At 68.0% G+C, this 18465-nt stretch carries 16 protein-coding genes; 14 read left to right on the forward strand and 2 right to left on the reverse strand.

Annotated features, from left to right (window positions below; all coding sequences use genetic code 11):
* Nucleotides 1-22 precede the first annotated feature (22 nt).
* On the reverse strand, nucleotides 23-832 hold the full coding sequence (locus ASE78_RS00795; RefSeq protein ID WP_056492309.1) for an alpha/beta hydrolase family esterase: 810 nt from the start codon (nucleotides 830-832) through the stop codon (nucleotides 23-25).
* 290 nt (nucleotides 833-1122) lie between these two features.
* Here ASE78_RS00795 and ASE78_RS00800 point away from each other — a divergent pair, with 290 nt between their 5' ends.
* The 13 genes from ASE78_RS00800 to ASE78_RS00860 all read left to right on the forward strand — a co-directional run bounded on the left by ASE78_RS00800 (nucleotide 1123) and on the right by ASE78_RS00860 (nucleotide 16784).
* Nucleotides 1123-2235, forward strand: a complete 1113-nt coding sequence (locus tag ASE78_RS00800) for a DUF1972 domain-containing protein (RefSeq protein ID WP_056492028.1) — start codon at nucleotides 1123-1125, stop codon at nucleotides 2233-2235.
* 83 nt (nucleotides 2236-2318) lie between these two features.
* A complete protein-coding gene (locus ASE78_RS00805; protein ID WP_056492031.1) occupies nucleotides 2319-3716 on the forward strand; it encodes an O-antigen ligase family protein in 1398 nt (465 codons plus the stop codon).
* A complete protein-coding gene (locus ASE78_RS00810) occupies nucleotides 3716-4774 on the forward strand; it encodes a glycosyltransferase family 2 protein (protein WP_082466919.1) in 1059 nt (352 codons plus the stop codon). The genes ASE78_RS00805 and ASE78_RS00810 overlap by 1 nt, the downstream gene beginning before the upstream one ends.
* A 32-nt stretch (nucleotides 4775-4806) precedes the next feature.
* On the forward strand, nucleotides 4807-5043 hold the full coding sequence (locus ASE78_RS00815) for an acyl carrier protein (protein WP_056492034.1): 237 nt from the start codon (nucleotides 4807-4809) through the stop codon (nucleotides 5041-5043).
* A 20-nt stretch (nucleotides 5044-5063) separates the two neighbouring features.
* Complete coding sequence (locus tag ASE78_RS00820; protein ID WP_056492037.1) at nucleotides 5064-6602, forward strand: MBOAT family O-acyltransferase; 1539 nt, start codon at nucleotides 5064-5066, stop codon at nucleotides 6600-6602.
* A gap of 7 nt (nucleotides 6603-6609) precedes the next feature.
* Complete coding sequence (locus ASE78_RS00825) at nucleotides 6610-7662, forward strand: hypothetical protein (protein ID WP_056492040.1); 1053 nt, start codon at nucleotides 6610-6612, stop codon at nucleotides 7660-7662.
* Complete coding sequence (locus ASE78_RS00830) at nucleotides 7659-8789, forward strand: glycosyltransferase (RefSeq protein WP_056492044.1); 1131 nt, start codon at nucleotides 7659-7661, stop codon at nucleotides 8787-8789. Before ASE78_RS00825 ends, ASE78_RS00830 begins: the two co-directional genes overlap by 4 nt.
* A gap of 39 nt (nucleotides 8790-8828) precedes the next feature.
* Nucleotides 8829-9614 carry a WecB/TagA/CpsF family glycosyltransferase gene (locus ASE78_RS00835; RefSeq protein WP_056492049.1) on the forward strand — a complete coding sequence of 262 codons (786 nt, stop codon included), beginning with the start codon at nucleotides 8829-8831 and terminating at the stop codon, nucleotides 9612-9614.
* Between the two features lie 46 nt (nucleotides 9615-9660).
* Nucleotides 9661-12075, forward strand: coding sequence for a sialidase family protein (locus ASE78_RS00840; protein WP_082466937.1), 2415 nt, complete (start codon nucleotides 9661-9663; stop codon nucleotides 12073-12075).
* A gap of 10 nt (nucleotides 12076-12085) precedes the next feature.
* Nucleotides 12086-14119 (forward strand): acyltransferase family protein, encoded by a 2034-nt coding sequence (locus tag ASE78_RS00845; protein WP_056492051.1) that lies wholly within the window; start codon nucleotides 12086-12088, stop codon nucleotides 14117-14119.
* 141 nt (nucleotides 14120-14260) lie between these two features.
* Nucleotides 14261-14608 carry a hypothetical protein gene (locus ASE78_RS00850; protein WP_056492053.1) on the forward strand — a complete coding sequence of 116 codons (348 nt, stop codon included), beginning with the start codon at nucleotides 14261-14263 and terminating at the stop codon, nucleotides 14606-14608.
* Nucleotides 14595-14894: a hypothetical protein gene (locus tag ASE78_RS00855; RefSeq protein ID WP_055758597.1), complete on the forward strand. Its 300-nt coding sequence runs from the start codon at nucleotides 14595-14597 to the stop codon at nucleotides 14892-14894. Before ASE78_RS00850 ends, ASE78_RS00855 begins: the two co-directional genes overlap by 14 nt.
* 9 nt (nucleotides 14895-14903) lie before the next feature.
* On the forward strand, nucleotides 14904-16784 hold the full coding sequence (locus tag ASE78_RS00860; RefSeq protein ID WP_056492059.1) for an HAD-IIIC family phosphatase: 1881 nt from the start codon (nucleotides 14904-14906) through the stop codon (nucleotides 16782-16784).
* A 16-nt stretch (nucleotides 16785-16800) separates the two neighbouring features.
* Here the strand turns inward: ASE78_RS00860 and ASE78_RS00865 are convergent, their stop codons facing one another.
* The gene (locus ASE78_RS00865) at nucleotides 16801-17787 is read right to left on the reverse strand and encodes a cell wall hydrolase (protein WP_235514829.1); all 987 of its coding nucleotides are present in this window, start codon (nucleotides 17785-17787) and stop codon (nucleotides 16801-16803) included.
* Nucleotides 17788-17900: 113 nt separating this feature from the next.
* Here ASE78_RS00865 and ASE78_RS19305 point away from each other — a divergent pair, with 113 nt between their 5' ends.
* Nucleotides 17901-18269, forward strand: a complete 369-nt coding sequence (locus ASE78_RS19305; protein ID WP_056492065.1) for a Rap1a/Tai family immunity protein — start codon at nucleotides 17901-17903, stop codon at nucleotides 18267-18269.
* Nucleotides 18270-18465: the final 196 nt, after the last annotated feature.

The raw sequence follows: 18465 nt of genomic DNA on the forward strand, positions 1-18465 counted from the left end.
AATCGCCGTCCCAAGGAAAGGGTCAGCGCCGGTGCGCCGACAGGAACGCCCACAGCGCGTCATTGTCGACGACCCAGCCATGGCCGCCGCCGACGGTGATCCGCCCGACGACGTCCGCCCCGCCGCGACAGCCGGTGTAGCGTTCCTCATACACGCTCGCCGCGACCCGGCGGGTGGTAGGCGGCGCGGTACAGCCGTTGATCGTCGCCCAGCGCTGCTCGGCGGCGTGCATCGAATAGGACCAGTAGGATGCACCGCCGCCGGCGATCGGGTTGGTCGTATCGGCATCGCCGGCAAAGGCGATCACCGGGACGGGGCGGGCAGGACGGCAGGTCGCGGGATCGGGCCGGCGAGGATCGCTTGCCAGCGGATTGCCGGCGCGCAGGCCCACGACCGGGGCGATCGCCGCGAACCGGCCGGCCGCGACGCAGCCGAGCCACGACGTCATCCGCCCGCCGCCCGACAGGCCGGTCACATAGACCCGCGCGCGATCGACGCAGCCGGCACGGACCAGCCGATCGATCATCGCGCCGAGGAACGCCACGTCATCGGGAGCATCGGGTCCGGGCACCGTTCCCGCGACGGTCGGCACGCCGGGAATGTTCCAGACATAGCCCTGTTCATGCACGATCCCGGCATTCGGCGCGACGACGAGGAAGCCATGGCGATCGGCGCTGTCGCCCAGCCGGGAGTTGCGCAAGATCGCCGCGCCGGTGCCGCCGCTGCCGTGCAGGAGCAGGACGAGCGGAAGCGGGCGGTTCGGGACTGCCGATGATGGCCGGTGCAACGCCGTCGTCCGTCCGGTCGTACCCGTCGCAACCGAGCCGATCATCTCCGCGGTGCATTGTGGCGCGGCCGTTGCCGGAACGGCGCACAACGCGAGAAAAAGTGCGACGATGAAACAGGATATGCGGAGCATGGTCATGCTTCTCGCCGATGGTCGACGTGGCGGCAATCCTTACCCGTCGAGGCGGACCGGCGCAGCCGACCCGCGATAGCTCGAGTATCGCCTCTATTTCGTGATCGAAATAATCATGGCCTTGTCGGATCGTACATCATATCCCTTCCGCCGGATCGATCGTGGCGGTGGGGGCACCGTGCGGGAGTCGAAACGGGGGACAGATGCGGCAGCTCGTGGTGCTGGGCGTACGGGGGATTCCTGCGGCCCATGGCGGCTTCGAAACATTCGTCGAAGTCCTGGCGCTGTATCTGGTCGGCATCGGCTGGGACGTGCTGGTCTATTGTCAGGGCAGCGAGCGCGACACGCGGTTCGAAGACGAGTGGAACGGCATCCGGCGCGTGCATATCCCGGTGACGGCGAAAGGCCCGATCGGTACGATCGAGTTCGACATCAAGGCGACGGCGGACGCACTGCGCCGACCGGGCGTGCTGCTGACGCTCGGCTACAATACCGGCTTCCTGTGTTTCAAGACCGCCGCCTTCCGCCGCAGGAACCTCGTCAACATGGACGGGCTCGAATGGAAGCGCGCCAAATACCGTTGGGCGCACCGGATCTATCTCTGGATCAACGAGCGACTGGCGGCGATGGCGGCAACCCGGTTGATCGCCGATCATCCCGCGATCGCCGACCATCTCGCCCGTCATACGTCGCGGCGGCGGATCACCACGATCCCCTATGGTGCCGAATCGATCGAGACGGCCGATCCCGCCCTTCTCGCGCCCTTCGATGTCGAGCCCGATCGCTATTTCACGCTGATCGCCCGGCCCGAGCCCGAAAATTCGGTACTGGAGATCGTGCGCGGTTTCTCGGCCCGGCCGCGCGGGTATCGGCTGATCCTGCTCGGCACCTATTGCCGCAGCAATGCCTATCAGGCCGCCGTGCTCGATGCCGCCGGCAGCGAGGTCGTGTTCGCCGGTGCAATCTATGACAAGGCGATCCTGCGCGCGTTGCGGTTCCATTGTTTCGCCTATCTCCACGGACACCGGGTCGGCGGAACCAACCCGTCGCTCGTCGAGGCGCTGGGGGCGGGCAATGCGGTGATCGCGCACGACAATCGCTTCAACCGCTGGGTGTGTGGCGACGCCGGACGCTTCTTTGCGACCGCGGAGGAATGCGATGCTGCGATCGAGGCGTTGATCGCGGCCCCTGCGCAGCGATCGGCGATGCGATCGGCGGCAAGGGCGCGTTGGCAGGCGGACTTCACATGGGACTCGGTTCTGGCGCAGTATGCGGCGCTGCTCGCCGAATTTGCCGAGCGTGCCGTGAAGCGCTAGACAAAATTGGGTCGCGTCGGAACCAATTGCTGATTCGTCGAACGACGCGCCGACGTTTCCCGAACAACCAATGTCGACGTGGAGTGAAGATCGTCATGGAGCCGTCGGGCGCGAGCAGCCGCTTGTTCGAGCAATTGCAGGTCGGGGCACGGCGTGAAACCGTGACCGGGGGCTATGTTGACCTGCGCGACCAGATGCTGCGCGTCGCGGCAGTCGCCTTCCTCGTCATGGTGGTTCTGGCGCCGCTCATGACGCTGAACGACGTGCGACTGACCGGTGCCGGCAGTATCTATCGACAGACCAGCTACTTCATCATTCTGGGCATGGCGCTGTGGGCGGTCCGGCCGTTCGAACAGGGGCTCGGCATCATCGCCATTCCCTGGCCGATCCTCATCACGCTGGGGTGGTGCTGTCTCAGCCTTTTCTGGGCGATTGATCCCGACATCGGGTTCCGTCGTCTGTTGCTGACCACGATCGCGATCTGGACGGTGTTCGTCCTCGTGAAGTTCGGTGGCGACCGCGCGATGATGGATATTCTGCGCGGCGCGCTCGTCGTTGCGCTGCTGGTCAATTACTTCGTCGTGTTCACCGATCCGCTGGTCGGCGTCCACTTTCAGAAGGATGCCGGGATGTCGACCGCGCTGGTCGGCAACTGGCGCGGCATCATGGCGCACAAGAATTTCGCCGGTGCAGCGTCGGCGATCCTGATCCTGTTGTTTCTGTTCGACGCCAAGAAGATTCCTCCGGTATTGCGCGTCGTCGTGATCGTCGCCGCCGGTTATTTTCTGTTCAGGACCCAGTCGAAGACGTCGGCGGGCATGGTCGCCATGGCGATCCTGACCGGATGGATGTTCCAGACGCTGACCCGTCGGCTGCGCAACTATCTCGTCCCGATCACCATGATCGTCGGTGCCACGATCTGGGTGATGACGAGCGCCTATCGCGACGTGCTGGAACTCAACTATCTCGAACCGCGGGCCTTTACCGGGCGGGGGCAGATCTGGGCGGTGCTGGCCCGCTATGCCGGGGACAATCTGGTCACGGGTGCCGGATTCGGATCGTTCTGGAACATCGGCGGCAACAGCCCGGTGTATCGCTATGCCGTCGGGTTTCCGACGCTCGTGTCGGTCGGGCACAACGGCTATCTCGATCTGCTCGTGACGATCGGCCTGCCCGGATTGTGCATGATCGTGTTCGCGGTGATCGTCTGGCCGGTGTGGCGGCTGTTGTCGAGCACTCGGATCACCCCGGCGCGCGGGGCGCTGCTGACCGCGTTGCTGCTGTTCTGTCTGGGGCACAACGTCACCGAGAGCAGCATCTTCGAGCGCGATGCGCTGGTCGGGGTGCTGATGATGTTCGCGGTCGCGTTCGCGCAATATGCGACGCCCGACGTCGATCAGCGCCGAACCAAGCGCGATGTGGGCGACGACGTGTTGCGCACGATGCGCCGGCGTCGGCGGGGCGGGGCGAAGCTCGCCTGATGCCGCCGCTGGAAGGTCCGCATTCGCCGGTCGCGATCGAGGACCGGGAGGCCGATACCGCGCCGCTGACCATCGGCATCAAGGCGCTGAACGAGGAACGCCACATCGCCGCCTCGCTCGAAAGCGCGCTGGCGGCGGTGGCACTGGTCGGTGGCGAGGTCGTGCTTGCCGATAGCGGATCGACCGACGCGACGATCGCCATCGCCCGGCGCTATCCGGGTGTGCGGATCGTGCAGCTTGCCGATCCGGCGCAGCGGTCGTGCGGGACCGGCGCGCAACTGGCCTTTCAGGCGGCGCGGGGGCGGTATTTCTACCTGCTCGACGGTGACATGGTGCTCGACCCCGCGTTCGTGACCGCCGGTATCGCGTTTCTCGAAGCCAATCCCGGCCATGCCGCCGTGGGCGGCATCGTCCGTGAGGCCGAGACCACCAGCATCGAATTCCAGATTCGCCAGCGCAACGACCGTGAAAAGGGCAGCGCGATCAGCGGCGACGTCGACCGGCTCGACTGCGGCGGGCTGTACCGGAGTGCGGCGGTGCGCAGCGTCGGCTGGTTCGCCGACCGCAACCTGCACGCCTTCGAGGAATATGAACTGGGTGCGCGGCTGCGCGCCGCAGCGTGGAAGCTCGCCCGGCTTGGCGTGCATGCGGTCGACCATCACGGCCATGCGACCGGCGGCTATCGCCTGCTGTGGCGACGGATCCGCAGCGGCTATGCCGGCGGGGCGGGCGAGGTGCTGCGCGCGGCGCTGGTGGGTCCGCACCGGCGGGCAGTGCTGCTCGGCTTCAGCAATCTGCGCCATGCCGCCGTCGTCGTGGTTTGGTGGCTGGTGTTGGTGGCGCTGCTGTTGTCCGGCAAATTCGTCGCCACCGGAATCGTGCTGCTGCTGCCGGCGCTGTTCCTGTCGTGGCGGCGCGGCGGGGTGCGCCACGGGCTCTATTCGCTGGCGACGTGGAACGTCATCGCCATCGGGTTGCTGCAAGGCATCGTGCGTCGTCGCCTGCCGCCCGATCAGGCGATTCCGGCGCGGACGATCGCGCCCGACGCGCTTCCTTGACCGGCGGGCGATTTGCGACAAGGGGAGACGGCATGACCCGCGACCAGGTAATCGAGCGACTGACCGACGTATTGATCGACACGTTCGACGATGACGACCTCGTCTATCGCGACGATCTGACCGCGCGCGACGTGGCCGGATGGGACAGCCTCAGCAACATCCGCTTCATGGTCGCGGTGGAGCAGGCGTTCGGCACGCGGCTGACGATCGCCCAGTGGCAGTCGATGGCGCGGGTCGGCGATCTGGTCGATCTGCTGACCACCGCCTGATCGCACGCGGCGGGGGCGGCGTGGCGTTCAACTCCTACGGCTATCTGCTGCTGTTCCTGCCGCTGGTGGTGTTCTGTCACTGGCTGGCGGTCGCGGCATTCGGGGTGCGCGCGCGCGCGCCGGTGCTGATCGCCGCGACGCTCGCCTTCTACACGCTGGCGGCGGCTTGGGCGCTGCCGGTCCTGCTCGGATCGGTCATCGGCAACTGGCTGTTGTCGCGGGCGATCGTGCGCAATACCGGCGTCACGCGGTATCGCTGGCTGACGTTCGGAGTGGTCGCCAATGTCGCCTTGCTGGTTGGCGTCAAATATGGCGGGTTCCTGGGCAGCAATCTGCCGGCGATCGTCGGCGGCAACGCCTTTCTCGTCATGATTGCCCTGCCGCTCGGTATTTCCTTCTTCACCTTTCAGCAGGTCGCGTTCCTCGTCGATACCGCGCGCGAGCGTACCGGGCCGGCAAAGCCGCTGTCCTATGCCGCCTCGATCCTGTTCTTCCCGACGATCGTCTCCGGCCCGATCACCTATTTCCGCGAGTTCGCGCCGCAACTGGAAGCACCCGCCGATCGGGCGCGGGTTCCCGCCGATCTGCTCGTCGGGCTTGTCCTGCTGTCGATCGGGCTGTTCAAGAAGGTCGTGATCGCCGACACGCTGGCCTTGTGGGTCGATCCGCTGTTCGCCGGTGCGGCGAGCGGCGAGACGACGGGGGCTGCTGTGGCATGGGGCATGACGCTCGGCTATTTGATGCAGCTCTACTTCGACTTTTCGGGCTATAGCGACATGGCGATCGGTGCCGCGCGGATGATGGGGGTGCGGCTGCCCGCCAATTTCCATTCGCCACTGCGCGTGACCAGTATCATCGACTGGTGGCGGCGGTGGCACATGAGTCTGGGCCGGTTCGTCGGCGACTATATCTTCCAGCCGCTGGCGCTGCCGCTCACCCGTTTCGCCGCGACCCGCCGCATGGGGCGCCAGGCGATGCAGGCGTGGGGCGTATTGCTGCCGACCTTCTGTTCAATGTTCGTGATCGGGGCGTGGCACGGCGGGAACTGGACGTTCATCGTGTTCGGCCTGCTCCACGCCAGCTACATGGTCGTGGCGGAAAGCTGGCGCTTCGCCCGGCGCAAGCGTCGCAAGGGGCGGGTGGCGCGGTGGTGGCACGGCCTGCTCGGCAACCAGTTGACGCTGTTGGCGGTGCTCGTCGCGCTGGTGCCGTTCCGCGCCGTCGACATGACGACCGCGCTGCATCTGTGGCAGTCGATGATCGGCGCCGGACCGGGCGCGGCCAACCTGCCGCTGCTCCCCGCCGCCGGGTGGAGCACGTTCGCCGCGCTTATCGCGCTGGCGCTCGCGATTTGCTGGATGTTGCCCAATTCGATGCAATGGCTCGACCGGTTCGAACCCGTGCTCGATTGGCGCGGCTGGCGCGGGGTGTCGTTGCCGGCGATCCGGTTGACGTGGGCGCCGACCGCCGGCTGGGCGATCGTTACCGCCGTCATGCTGTTCGCCGCGCTGGCGATGATCGCACGCGGATCGGGCAGCTTCGTGTATTTCGGCTATTAATCCCGCGATGACCATCGACACCGCCCCTGAACCGATCGCCCCGCGCCGGGTGTTGCGTATGTCGGCGGTGATGGCCGCGACGCTCGCCATCGTGCTGGGCGCGACGCTGGCGCTGCCGTTCGATCGCTACCTTGCGTGGCAGGCGGCATCGGGCACGCAGATGTTCCATTCGCGTTGGATCTACGAACGCATCGTCTTCGACCGCACGCCGATCGAGGTCGCGGTGATCGGATCGTCGCGGTTGGAATCGGGGATCAGTCCCACCATTCTTTCGGCCGGCCTGTCCCGCCGTCTTGGCCGCTCGGTGCCGGTCGCCAATCTGTCGCTGGTGATGCCCGGCCGCGACTTTACCGCCGCAACGGTGCGGCTGCTCCTCGATCATCATCCCGAAGTACGCCTGATCCTGCTGACCGATGACGGCGACATCGTCAATTCGCACCCGATGTTCCGCGAAACCGCCAGCGCCCGCGACCTGCTGGCCGCGCCGGCGGTGGTGAACGGCAGCTATCTGCCGAACCTGCTGGCGCTGCCGTACCGCAACCTGACCAACGTTGCGCAGCAGGTCTGGCCGGCGGCGTTCGGCATCACCCGCCGGTTCGATTCCGCCGCCTATGCCGGGGCGGGGCTCGACCGCACACTCGGCTACCGCGTGCCGGGTGGCGAATCGATCAACGGCGATCTCCACCGCCCCGCGCCTGAGTTGGCGGCGATGAGCCGCGCGGCGGTCGCGCGGCAGGTGGCGGGGCTGCGCTGGACCCGCTGGCTGCCTGACGACCGGCGGCTGGCGGTCGACCGCCACTATGTCGCGACGATCGCCGCCGATGCACGCGCAAAGGGCGTCCGCGTCGCGTTCCTCAAGCTGCCGCTTTATGGCCCGGTCCAGTCGCCCGGCGAGGACCGCGCCTATCGCGCGATCGGCCCGGTATTCGCCTTCCGCGACCTGTCGCGCGATCCGACGCTGTACCAGAGCGCGGCGCACCTCAATCGTCGCGGCGCGGAACAGGCATCGGTGCGGGTGGCGGCGGCGGTCGCGCCGTTGCTGGCGGGGGCGGCACGATGACCGGCGGGATCTGGTTCGCGACGACCCATTCGGCGGCCGGTGGTCTGCGCGAATTGTGGAACGATGTCAGCCAAGGGCTGGCGGCGCGGGGCCACGATGTCGGCTGCTTCGCGCTCTATCCCGCCGAATCATGCCTCGAAGCGCCCGATGACGGGACCCGGCCATGGGAGCATGTCGTGCCATGGCGACCAGCGGGCGGCCGCGATCTGCCCCGGTTGCTTTTCGCGCTGGTCGGCTGGCTGCGGCAGCGGCGTCCGGCGGCGGTAGTGACGGCGATGCCGCTCGCTAACGCCCTGATGCCGATCGCGGTGACGCTGGCGCGGCTATCGACGCGGGTCTATCCGTCGCATCACTCGCCGGCCGACACCGACAATCCCGGCCTCAACCGCCTCGACGACTGGACCGGCTGCCTGCCCTGCGTCGCGACCGTCGTCAGCGTGTCCGACGCGGTCGGCGCGACGCTCGATGGCAAACCCGCGTGGCACCGCGCCAAACGAAGGACGATCCATAACGCGCTGCCCGACGGCGTTGAACGTGCGATCGACGCCGCACCGCGCACCGGGGGCAACGGACGACATATCGTCGCGCTCGGCCGACTGACCGCGCAGAAGAATTATCCGCTGCTCCTTCGTGCCATGGCGCTGGTCGGACAGGCGACGCTGACCATCGTCGGCGGCGGTGAGGACGAAGCGATGCTGCGCGCGCTGGCCGACCGCGAGGGGGTCGCCGACCGCGTCCATTTCACAGGGCAAGTGACGCGCGGCGAAGCGCTGGTCCATGCCGCCGCCGCCGACCTGTTCGTGCAGGTCAGCCTGTTCGAAGGCCATAGCCTCGCGCTGATCGAAGCCGCCCGCTTCGGCCTGCCGCTGATCGTGTCGGACATTCCAGTACAGGTGGAGGGGATTACCGATGCCGCCGGCACGCGCTGTGGCCTGATCGTTTCGCTGGACGATCCCACGGCGCTCGCCGCCGCGATCACCCGGGTGCTGGACGATCCGGCGCTGCGTGCCGATCTTGCCGCCAAAGCCAGTACGCTCGGTCATGCCGCATCGAACCGGGCGATGATCGATGCCTATGAAGCGCTGCTCGTCCCCGGCCACGCCCTTGCCGCCGGACAAGGGGCATGACAAAGCGGGACGAACGGGCAGCGGGCGGGGGCGGCAACGATGGCTGAGGCGGCTTCGGGTTCCGGCAGGCCGGATACGCTGACGATCGGCGGCCTGCCGATCGCCCGGCTGACCCGGCCCGAACTCGCCGCGCGGATGAGTGCCGATGTCGCGGCCGCCCGCGCCGGAACGCTCGACCGGCCGCGTATCGTCACCTCGGCCAACGGCAGCGTCGTGGCGTCCTATCACCTCGACCCGGCGTTCCGTCGATCGCTCGATGCCGCCGACATCATCGATGCCGACGGCATGCCGCTGGTGTTCGCCAGCCGGCTGCGGTGCCGCCATCCGTTGACCGAGCGGACCGCGACGACCGATTTCCTGCTCGATGCGGCGCAGGCGGCGGCCGAACAGGGCATCCGCTTTTATTTCCTCGGTGCGCGGCCGGGGGTCGCGGCGCGCGCGGCGGAGCATCTGCGCAGCCGCTTTCCGGCGCTCCAGATCGTCGGCACGCGATCGGGCTATTTCCCGCCCGACCGGCTGGACGCGATCTGCGAGCGGATCGTCGCGGCGCGAACCGACGTGCTGTGGCTCGCCATGGGCAGCCCGTTGCAGGAACGGATCGCGGTCGAGATGCGCGACCGGCTGCCCGGCGTCGCATGGGTCCGCACCTGTGGCGGGCTGTTCGACCATTACGGCGGCGGCGTATCGCGCGCGCCGGCATGGATGCAGGCGGTCGGGCTCGAATGGATCTACCGCGCCGCGCGCGATCCGTGGCGGCTGGGGCGGCGTTATCTTGTGACCAGTCCGATTGCCCTCTATCATCTGGCGCTCAAGACTCATGACTGACGAACGGACGACCCCGCGCCGCAGGCCCGCCGGGTCGGGGGATGCGATGCAGCGACGGGACCGAAGTGCGATCCGCTACGACCAGTTCGTCAAGCGCAAGCGCAAGCGCTGGCCATGGGTGGTGCTGGGCGTTCTGCTGCTCGTGGCGCTCGCCGCCGGTGCATGGTGGTGGCTGACCCGCCCCGCCGACGCCGCGCCGGCCCCGCCCGCGCTGTCGCAGGCAGGCAAGCCGGTCGCGAACGAGGCGTATCAGTGGAAAGCGGTCGCGATCGGTGGCGGTGGCTTCGTCACCGGTCTGTCGCTCGATCCGAAGGGCGAGACGTTCGTCGCCCGCTCCGACGTCTATGGCGCGTATATCTGGGATAAAAAGGCGGATCGCTGGCAACAGCTCGTCACCGCCGCGACGATGCCCGCTGCCGACCGCGTGCAGGACGGGATCGCGACCGGCGTCTATGCGCTGGCGGTCGCGCCATCGCGGTCGCAGCGCATTTACATGGCGGTCGACGGCAAGGTGTATCGCAGCGACGATCGCGGCGCGCATTTCATCCTGACCGGTGCCGGCGGCCCATTCCCGCTGCCATGGGACGCGAACAGCGAATTCCGCCTGCACGGCCCGTTCATGGCGGTCGATCCGGCGAATCCCGATGTGGTGCTGCTCGGCACGCCGCAAAGCGGCCTGTGGCGTTCGGCCAATGCCGGGGCAAGCTGGAGCCGGGTCGGATCGGTGCCGGTCAGCGCCGATCGCAAGCCCGGTCCGGGGCTTCAGGCCCCCGGCACGATGCTCTGGTTCGAACCCGGCGCAAACGGGCGCGTGTTCGCGATGGTCGCCGGGCGGGGCATGTTCGTCTCGGCCGATCGCGGCGCCAGCTTCCGTGCGCTCGCCGCCGCCGGGGCCGCGCCGCTCACCCTCAAGCACGGCACGTTCGATCGCAAGGGCGTGTTCTTCGGCGCGGATGAGGAGACGCAGACGCTCTGGTCACTGCGCGACGGGCAATGGCACAATCTGACCAGCGAAGCGGGCCTGCCGACCAAACGCTATGGCGCAATCGCCGCCAATCCCAATCCCAATGCCGATCAGGTCGTGGTGTTCGATTCGGGCGGCGGCGGCCATCAATCGACCGATGGCGGGCGGACGTGGCGCACGCTGTCGCACACCGCCAGCGCCGGTCCGGGCGATCCGCCGTGGCTGCGACTGGCCGATCAGGCCTATTTCCCGACCGCCGACGTCCGCTTCGATCCGGTCGTGCCCAATCGGCTGTGGGTCGCGGGCGGCATGGGCGTGTTCCATGCCGACGTGACGCCCGACAGCGTCTCGGCCGACTGGGTCAGCCAGTCGCGTGGGATCGAGGAGATCGTCGCCAACGACATTGTCCAGACGCCGGGCCATGCGCCGTTGTTCGCCGGCTGGGACTTCGGCATCCATATCAAGCCCGATCTCAACGCCTATTCGACGACGTTCCAGCCGGGCGAGCGCACGCTGATCGCCGCGCAGCAGCTCGACTGGTCGCCCGCCGACCCGTCGTTCGTCGTCACCAATGCGTCGGACACGCGGATGAACTGCTGTTCGCAGGACGGCAAGGCGGTAATGGCCGGCTACAGCCGCGACGGCGGTCAGCGCTGGTCGATGTTCGCCAGCCTGCCCACGCCGCCGGGGACGAAGGACGATGATCCATGGCGCATGTCGTTCGGCACGATCGCGGTATCGTCGGGCGATCCCGACAATATCGTGTGGGCACCCGCGTTCAACCGGATGCCATTCTACACCACGGACCGCGGCAGTAGCTGGCAGGCGGTCCGCCTGCCCGGTGCCGAGGGCGACAATCCCGGATCGTTCGAACATCAATGGTATCAGCGCAAGACGCTGGCCGCCGACAAGACGACGTCGGGGACCTTCTATCTCTACCACAGCGGCGAAGCGCCCAATCAGGGGCTGACCGGCCTCTGGCGCAGCCGCGACGCCGGGGCGGAATGGCAGCAGGTATATCAGGGCGAGATCGCGCCGTTCGGGAACGCCGCCGCCAAGCTGCGCTCGGTGCCGGGCCATGCCGGCCACCTGTTCTTTACCAACGGTTATGCCGGGGGCGGCGACACCGCGCTTCGCCGCAGCATCGATGGCGGGGCAAGCTGGGCATTGGTGCCAAACGTCACCCGCGTCGACGATGTCGCGTTTGGCAAGGCCGCGACCGGGGCGTCCTATCCGACGATCTTCATATCTGGCCGGGTCAGCGGAGCCTACGGTATCTGGCGTTCGGTCGACAATGCCGCGAGCTGGCAGCGGTTGGTCGATTTTCCGGTCGGCAGTCTCGATCAGGTGACGGCGATCGGTGCTGATCCCGACGTGTTCGGGCGGGTCTATATCGGCTACAAGGGGTCGGGCTATATGTGGGGCGAACCCGCGCCTTGCCGCCCGGCGCCGCTCGCCCCGCTGGCGAGCGTGCAATGCGCCGCCGTCGGCCGGTGAGGCCACAGGCATGACGAGCGGCGACCGGGCGGTCCCTGCCCGGTATCGCACCGACGTTCAGGGATTGCGCGCGATCGGCATGGCGCTGGTCGTCATCGGCCATATCTGGCTCGACCGCGTGACCGGCGGGGTCGATGTGTTCTTCGTCGTCTCCGCCTTCTTCATGACGGGTTCGCTGATCGGTCGGGCGGAGCGCGGTACGGTCGACCCGCCCGGTTTCTGGGCGCGGGTCGCGCTGCGCATCCTGCCCGCGGCGATGGCGGTCGCGTTCCTGACGTTCGTCGCGGGCAGTTTCCTGTTGCCGATCACCCTGTGGAAACCGTTCGCGCTCAACGGCACGATGGCGGTGATCCAGCTCGAAAACCTGCAACTGTTGCGCGAATCCACCGACTATCTGGCGCGCGACACCCCGGCGAGCCCGTTCCAGCAATTCTGGGCGCTCTCCACGCAGATGCAGTTCTTCGCGATCCTGCCGTTGCTGATCCTTGCCTGCGCGCGGATCGGGCGGAGCGGGGGCTATGACCGTCGCGTCCATCTCGCCTGTTTTGGGGTGCTCGGGCTGGCATCGTTCGCCTTCGCCGTCTGGATATTGGCGCGCAACCCCGCACCGCATTACTTCAACCCGGCGGCGCGGTTCTGGCAGTTCGCGGCCGGCGCGATACTGGCGGTCGCGGTCGAACGCTGGCGGCCGGGTGAGGCCCTTGCCCGTGTCATGGGCTGGACCGGCCTCGTCGCGATCGTCTCGACGGCATGGGTTATCCCGGCGGGTGCGCCGTTTCCGGGGGTCGCCGCGCTCCTGCCGGTCGGCGGGGCGGCGCTGCTGCTGCTGGCGGGCGGCGATGCGGGGTTGCGCGGGAGTGCGGCGGCGCTGCTGTCGCGGCCGCTCCTGCAACGTGCCGCCGCCATCTCCTTTACCGTCTATCTGTGCCACTGGCCGATCCTGACCTATGCCCAGGAAGTGCTCGGCACGACGCGACTGACCATCGTGCAGGGCGGGGTGGTGATCCTGCTGTCGATCCTGCTGGCGATGGCGCTCAAGCGGATTGTCGAGGACCCGATGCGCCGCATGGGAGACGCCCGCTGGATCACTCGCCGGCGTCCGGCGCTTCGCCCGGTCCTGCTGCTCGCCGCCGCCGGTGCGCTGACCCTGCCGAACCTCGGCTATGCCTATGGCTGGCAGCGTCATTTCGCCGGTGTCGAGGCGCGGTATCTGGCGATGCCGCGTCGTTATGGTCCGCTTCCCGATCCGGCGCGGGCCGATCGCCGCCTGCCGCCGGGGATCGACGCGCAACTGGTCGCGATCGGCAATCTGCTGCCCGAACCCTATGGCAACGGCTGCGACGTCAAGGAACCATCGGCCCAGGTCGTCGTCTGCGCGGTCGGTTCGCGAAAGCCAGACGCGCCGGTGATCGCGCTGGTCGGCGGATCGCATTCGACCCAATTCTATCCGGCGCTGCGCCATATCGCAGAGCGCCACGGCCTGCGCCTGCTGTCGATCACCAAAAGCGCCTGCCCGATCGACGGTGAGTATAACGGCTTCGCCCGAACCGGATCGTCGGCGGCAAATTGCCGGGCGTGGGCGACGGCGGCGGTCGCCCGTGTCCGCGCGCTGCGCCCCGCGCTCGTCATCACCACCGCGACCCGGCCCGGCCCCGGCAATCATGGCGACGAACTGCCGCCCGGTTTCGTCGCGGCATGGCGGAAATGGCGTACGGCCGGCATTCCGATGCTGGCGATCCGCGACAATCCCCGCGCCGAAACCTACCGCGTGCCCGTGTGTATCGATCGCCACCGGACCGATTTCGCCCGCTGCGCGCTCGACCGGGCGTCGCATCTCTCGACCCCCAGCCCGCTCGACGGTGCGCCGCCGGTCGCCGGGGTCCGCTACCTCGACCTTACCGATCGTCTCTGCACCACCACGACCTGTCCGGTGCTGATCGACGGCGTCGTCGTCTATCACGACAACAGCCATTTATCGGTCCCGTTCGTACAGAGACTGGCTCCGGTGCTCTGGCCCGCCATCCACAAGATCCTGCGCGACTAAGCGATACTTGGCAGTATTGCAGTGCTGCTCTAGGATTGGATGGGAGGGAAGCGTCTTCCCATAATCAGCAGGAGGGGCGGGGCGCTGGGCAAGGAACCGACAGGTCTATGGTCGCAGCGTTTCAATCGCGCGATCGATCTGGTGTGCCTGCTCGCGCTGGTCACGGTGGTCGTGACCGTCATCTATGGCCTGTTGCGGCGTGCCGCCTATGAAGGCAGCTATTATGGTGCCGCCGCCATCGCGGTCGTCGGCGCACTGGTGATGCTGATCGCGCTGGCGCAACAGGCGATCGCCGCGCGTGACGCCGCGACATGGCGCGAAATGGCCGAATGGCAGATTCGCGCCGCCCGGACCAAGCTCGCCGTGCGCGGCGTGGCGACCGGGATCGACGTCGGTCCCGAATCGGCGATCTATTACGAATATCTGGTCGAAGCGTTGATCGAGGACATGCAGCACACCGGCGACGATCTGGGCGATGATGACCGGTAATCCGCATACCCAGTTGGGCGAGACGGTGCCGCGCATGGTGGTCCACTGGATCGCCTCCTGCTTCGGCCATTTCCTGATGGTGTTGTTGCCGTTGATCGCGGAATGGCCCTACCGCGTCGATCCGGTGTTCCCGCGCTGGTGGTCGGTGCTGTTGTTCGCCGGCATCACCTCGGTCACGGCGGCGATCATCAACGCCAATCTGCCGGTGACGGCGCGCGAACTCATCAAGAGCGTCGCGCTCGGCTTCGCGCTCAACGCGACCGCCGCCGCGCTGCACTTTACCTGACCGGACCCCATGACGGCTGCATTGTACCTCGACCTCGCCTGGCTGTTGCCGCCGCCCGCTGACCTGCGGGCGCGGATCGCCACGATCCGGGGTGGTGCGGCACCGGGCGCGGACATCGCCACGCTCGCCAGCCATGCGCTGTCGCCCAACCAGCTCGACCGGCTGGGGCGGACGATCGATTCGCTGCGGGTCGGCGGCACCCCGCTCGATCCGCTGCTGCCGTTCCGGCTCGGCATCGTCGGCACCGGTACGCTCGACCTGATCGCACCGGCGCTCGTCGCCACCGCCGCCCGGCACGGCTTCGCGCTGGAGATCGTCCGCGCCGATTATGGCCAGGCGATGCAGGACGCGCTCGATCCCGGCTCGGCGCTGAACCGGGCACGGTGCGACGCGGTGCTGATCGCGCTCGACCACCGCGACCTGCCGATCGCCCCGACGCTGGCGGCACGCGAGCGCGCGGCCGCCGCCGCGCTCGCCCAAATCGATGCGATCCGCGCCGCGCTGCTCGCCCATGGCGGCGCGCCGAGCATCGTCCAGACGATCGCACCCCCACCCGAAACGCTGTTCGGCAGCTACGACCGGCGCGTCGCGACCAGCCTGACGCGGACGATCGACGACATCAACGTCGGGCTGATCGAACGGCTGGCGGGCAGCGGCGACCAGTTGCTCGACGTGGCGGCGCTGGCCGCCACCGTCGGGCTGGCGGAATGGCATGCGCCGAACGAATGGCATCTGGCGAAGCTGCCGTTCGCCACCCGCTGCCTGCCGATCTACGCCGATCATGTCGCGCGACTGCTCGGCACGATCCGGGGGCGGGCACGGCGCTGCCTCGTCCTCGATCTCGACAATACGCTGTGGGGCGGGGTGATCGGCGACGACGGGCTGGCCGGTATCCGGCTGGGGCAGGGCGACGCCACCGGCGAGGCGTTCCTCGCGATGCAGCGCTACGCCCTGCAACTGCACGAACGCGGCGTGGTGCTGGCGGTATCGTCCAAGAACGACGATGCGATCGCCCGGTCCGCCTTCCGCTCGCACCCCGACATGCTGCTGCGCGAGGAGCATATCGCGGTGTTCCAGGCGAACTGGACCGACAAGGCCGCCAACATCCGCGCCATCGCCGACACGCTGTCGCTGGGGCTCGGATCGTTCGTGCTGGCCGACGACAATCCGGTCGAACGCGCGCTGGTGCGCCGGCTGTTGCCCGACGTGGCGGTGCCCGAGCTGCCCGCCGATCCTGCGCTCTATGTCCGCACGATCGCGGCGGCAGGCTATTTCGAGGCGACCGGTTTTTCCGACGAGGATCGTGGTCGTGCCGCATCTTACCGGGCGAATGTCGATCGCGCGGCGCTGGCGGCGGGGTCGGACGGGCTCGACGCCTATCTCGCCTCGCTCGACATGGTGGTCGGTTTCGCGGCGTTCGACGCGGTCGGGCGCGACCGCATCGTGCAACTGGTCGCCAAGTCCAACCAGTTCAACCTGACGACCCGCCGCTACGACGCCAACGCCATCGCCGCGTTCGAACAGGACGCGGCGGTGACGTTGCAGGTGCGGTTGCGCGACATGTTCGGCGACACCGGGATGATCGCGGTCGTGATCGTCCGCGCCGCCGCGCCCGATGCGTGGGAAATCGATAGCTGGCTGATGAGCTGCCGGGTGCTCGGTCGTGGCGTCGAACGCGCGGTGCTGGCCGAACTGTGTCGGCAGGCGCGCTCGGCGGGGATCGACTGGCTGGTCGGCGTCTATCGCCCGACCCCGCGCAATGCGCTGGTCCGCGATCATTATGCCAAACTGGGTTTCGATCCCGCCGGCGATGGTCCCGACGGCGAAACCCGCTGGCGCTACCCGACCGATCGCCCGATCGAGGTGCCGCCGATGCGCATCGAACGCTGAAGAGTCGAAAACCGTCTCAAGGTCGCCCAATCACCCAGCGTTCGGTGGCGGGCGACGGGGTGGCGGTCGGCGTCGGCGTTTCGGGGGCGGCGGCATTGCTGAAGATCACCGGACGCTCGGCCTCGGTCACGGCCTTGGGCGGTCCGTCGGCCGTGGCGGTCGGCGTCGCGCTCGGTTCGGCGGCCGGCACGCCGCCCACCGCGGGTTCGTGCCCGGCATAGCGATCGGTGAATGCCGCCCGTGTCCCCTGCACCCCGGGCCAGCGATAGAAGATATGCGCGCCGATCGTCGTGACCTTGGTCAGTGACGCCGCCCAATAGGGGACGACGTAATCGGCATGGTAATGCGTCGCCCAGCCGACCGGACCATAGACATAGCCGCCCAGCGCCGTTTCCGCGACCAGCCGCGCCCGCGCCCAGCCGGAGGGGCTGCGCGGCCGGGCGAGCGATCCGTCGCACACGAAGCTGAACTGGCACCCCGATCGCCGCGCCGCGCCTTGGTAGACGACGCCGCAGACGCTGTCGGGATAGGCCGGGTGACGAACGCGGTTCAGCACTACCTGCGCCACCGCGCGCTGCCCCTCGGTCGGTTCGTTGCCTGCTTCGTAATAGATCGCGTCGGTCAGGCAGTCGACCGAACGGGTGAGATCGAGCGCGGCCGCCGTCGTCCCCGCGAAACCGGTGGCGGCGGGCGTCGCGGGATCGGCGGCGGGAATGGCGGCATTCCACTGCTGCGCCTGTCGCGGATCCAGCGGGCGGAGTGCTTCGGGGGCGAACGGGGCGCGCAGCAACTGTGCGGTCCGCCGGGCAAGGCCGGTCTGGCCGGCCGGCGCAACGCCCCGCGACTCCGGCCACCACCACCATGTCGCGAGCGCGGCACCGACCGCCAGCAGCAACAGCAGGACGATCCGTCCGGTATGCGGCCGTCGGCGCGGTCGCGGCGCAAGCAACCAGTCGAGCGAGGGCTCGTCGGCCGGGCGGGAATCGGGCGCAGGAGAATCCACGGACAGGGCGCTACCGCGCCGCCTGTTCCTCCGCAACTGCGGTTCAGCCCTATCCCGGCTTCGGCAGGCGATGTACCCGATGGTCCACTGACGATCGTTCGAGGTTTCCGCCGATGCTGCTGTCCGCCCTGCTACTCGCCGCAACCGCCCAGATCGGCGACGACTCGCCGATCGGCTTCCTGCGCGCCGGCGACCTCGAAACGCGCTGCCAATCGAACGCGCCGGCCACGGCATCCTATTGCTTCGCCTATGTCACCGGCGTGTACGACACGGTGAAGGCGTATGAGTCATGGCTGAATCTCAAGGAATTCTGCGTGCCGCTTCGCCCGCCGCAGGGTGATCTGCGCCGCGTGTTCCTCGAATATCTCGCGCGCAATCCCGCCTATCGTTCGGGCGAGGCCTCGTCGGTGGTCGTGGTGGCGCTCAAGCAGCGCTATCCCTGCGTCACGGGCAGCACGCCTGCGCTGCCGACGCCCAAATAACAGGAGCAAAAATCGTCTGGGCCGCGCGGGCCAGGCCGTTGCGGCCCAGACGACGGTTCCGCTTACAAGGGACGAAGATCGTCGCCGTAAGTGTCACGGAACAGAGCGAAAAACGCCTGCATTTTCTTTCTCCCAGTTGCGCCGAAGCGCATTCGCATGGTTAACACCGAATTAACCAGCACACAAACCGGAATCA

This window comes from Sphingomonas sp. Leaf25, assembly GCF_001421635.1.
GTDB lineage: Bacteria > Pseudomonadota > Alphaproteobacteria > Sphingomonadales > Sphingomonadaceae > Sphingomonas.

Excerpts from the sequence above, each read along its gene's own strand:
- ASE78_RS00825 (WP_056492040.1), top strand. The coding sequence starts at position 6,610 with ATGACCATCGACACCGCCCCTGAACCGATCGCCCCGCGCCGGGTGTTG.
- ASE78_RS00830 (WP_056492044.1), top strand. The coding sequence starts at position 7,659 with ATGACCGGCGGGATCTGGTTCGCGACGACCCATTCGGCGGCCGGTGGT.
- ASE78_RS00795 (WP_056492309.1), bottom strand. The coding sequence starts at position 832 with ATGATCGGCTCGGTTGCGACGGGTACGACCGGACGGACGACGGCGTTG.
- ASE78_RS00835 (WP_056492049.1), top strand. The coding sequence starts at position 8,829 with ATGGCTGAGGCGGCTTCGGGTTCCGGCAGGCCGGATACGCTGACGATC.
- ASE78_RS19305 (WP_056492065.1), top strand. The coding sequence starts at position 17,901 with ATGCTGCTGTCCGCCCTGCTACTCGCCGCAACCGCCCAGATCGGCGAC.
- ASE78_RS00815 (WP_056492034.1), top strand. The coding sequence starts at position 4,807 with ATGACCCGCGACCAGGTAATCGAGCGACTGACCGACGTATTGATCGAC.
- ASE78_RS00800 (WP_056492028.1), top strand. The coding sequence starts at position 1,123 with ATGCGGCAGCTCGTGGTGCTGGGCGTACGGGGGATTCCTGCGGCCCAT.
- ASE78_RS00845 (WP_056492051.1), top strand. The coding sequence starts at position 12,086 with ATGACGAGCGGCGACCGGGCGGTCCCTGCCCGGTATCGCACCGACGTT.
- ASE78_RS00840 (WP_082466937.1), top strand. The coding sequence starts at position 9,661 with ATGCAGCGACGGGACCGAAGTGCGATCCGCTACGACCAGTTCGTCAAG.
- ASE78_RS00810 (WP_082466919.1), top strand. The coding sequence starts at position 3,716 with ATGCCGCCGCTGGAAGGTCCGCATTCGCCGGTCGCGATCGAGGACCGG.
- ASE78_RS00855 (WP_055758597.1), top strand. The coding sequence starts at position 14,595 with ATGATGACCGGTAATCCGCATACCCAGTTGGGCGAGACGGTGCCGCGC.
- ASE78_RS00860 (WP_056492059.1), top strand. The coding sequence starts at position 14,904 with ATGACGGCTGCATTGTACCTCGACCTCGCCTGGCTGTTGCCGCCGCCC.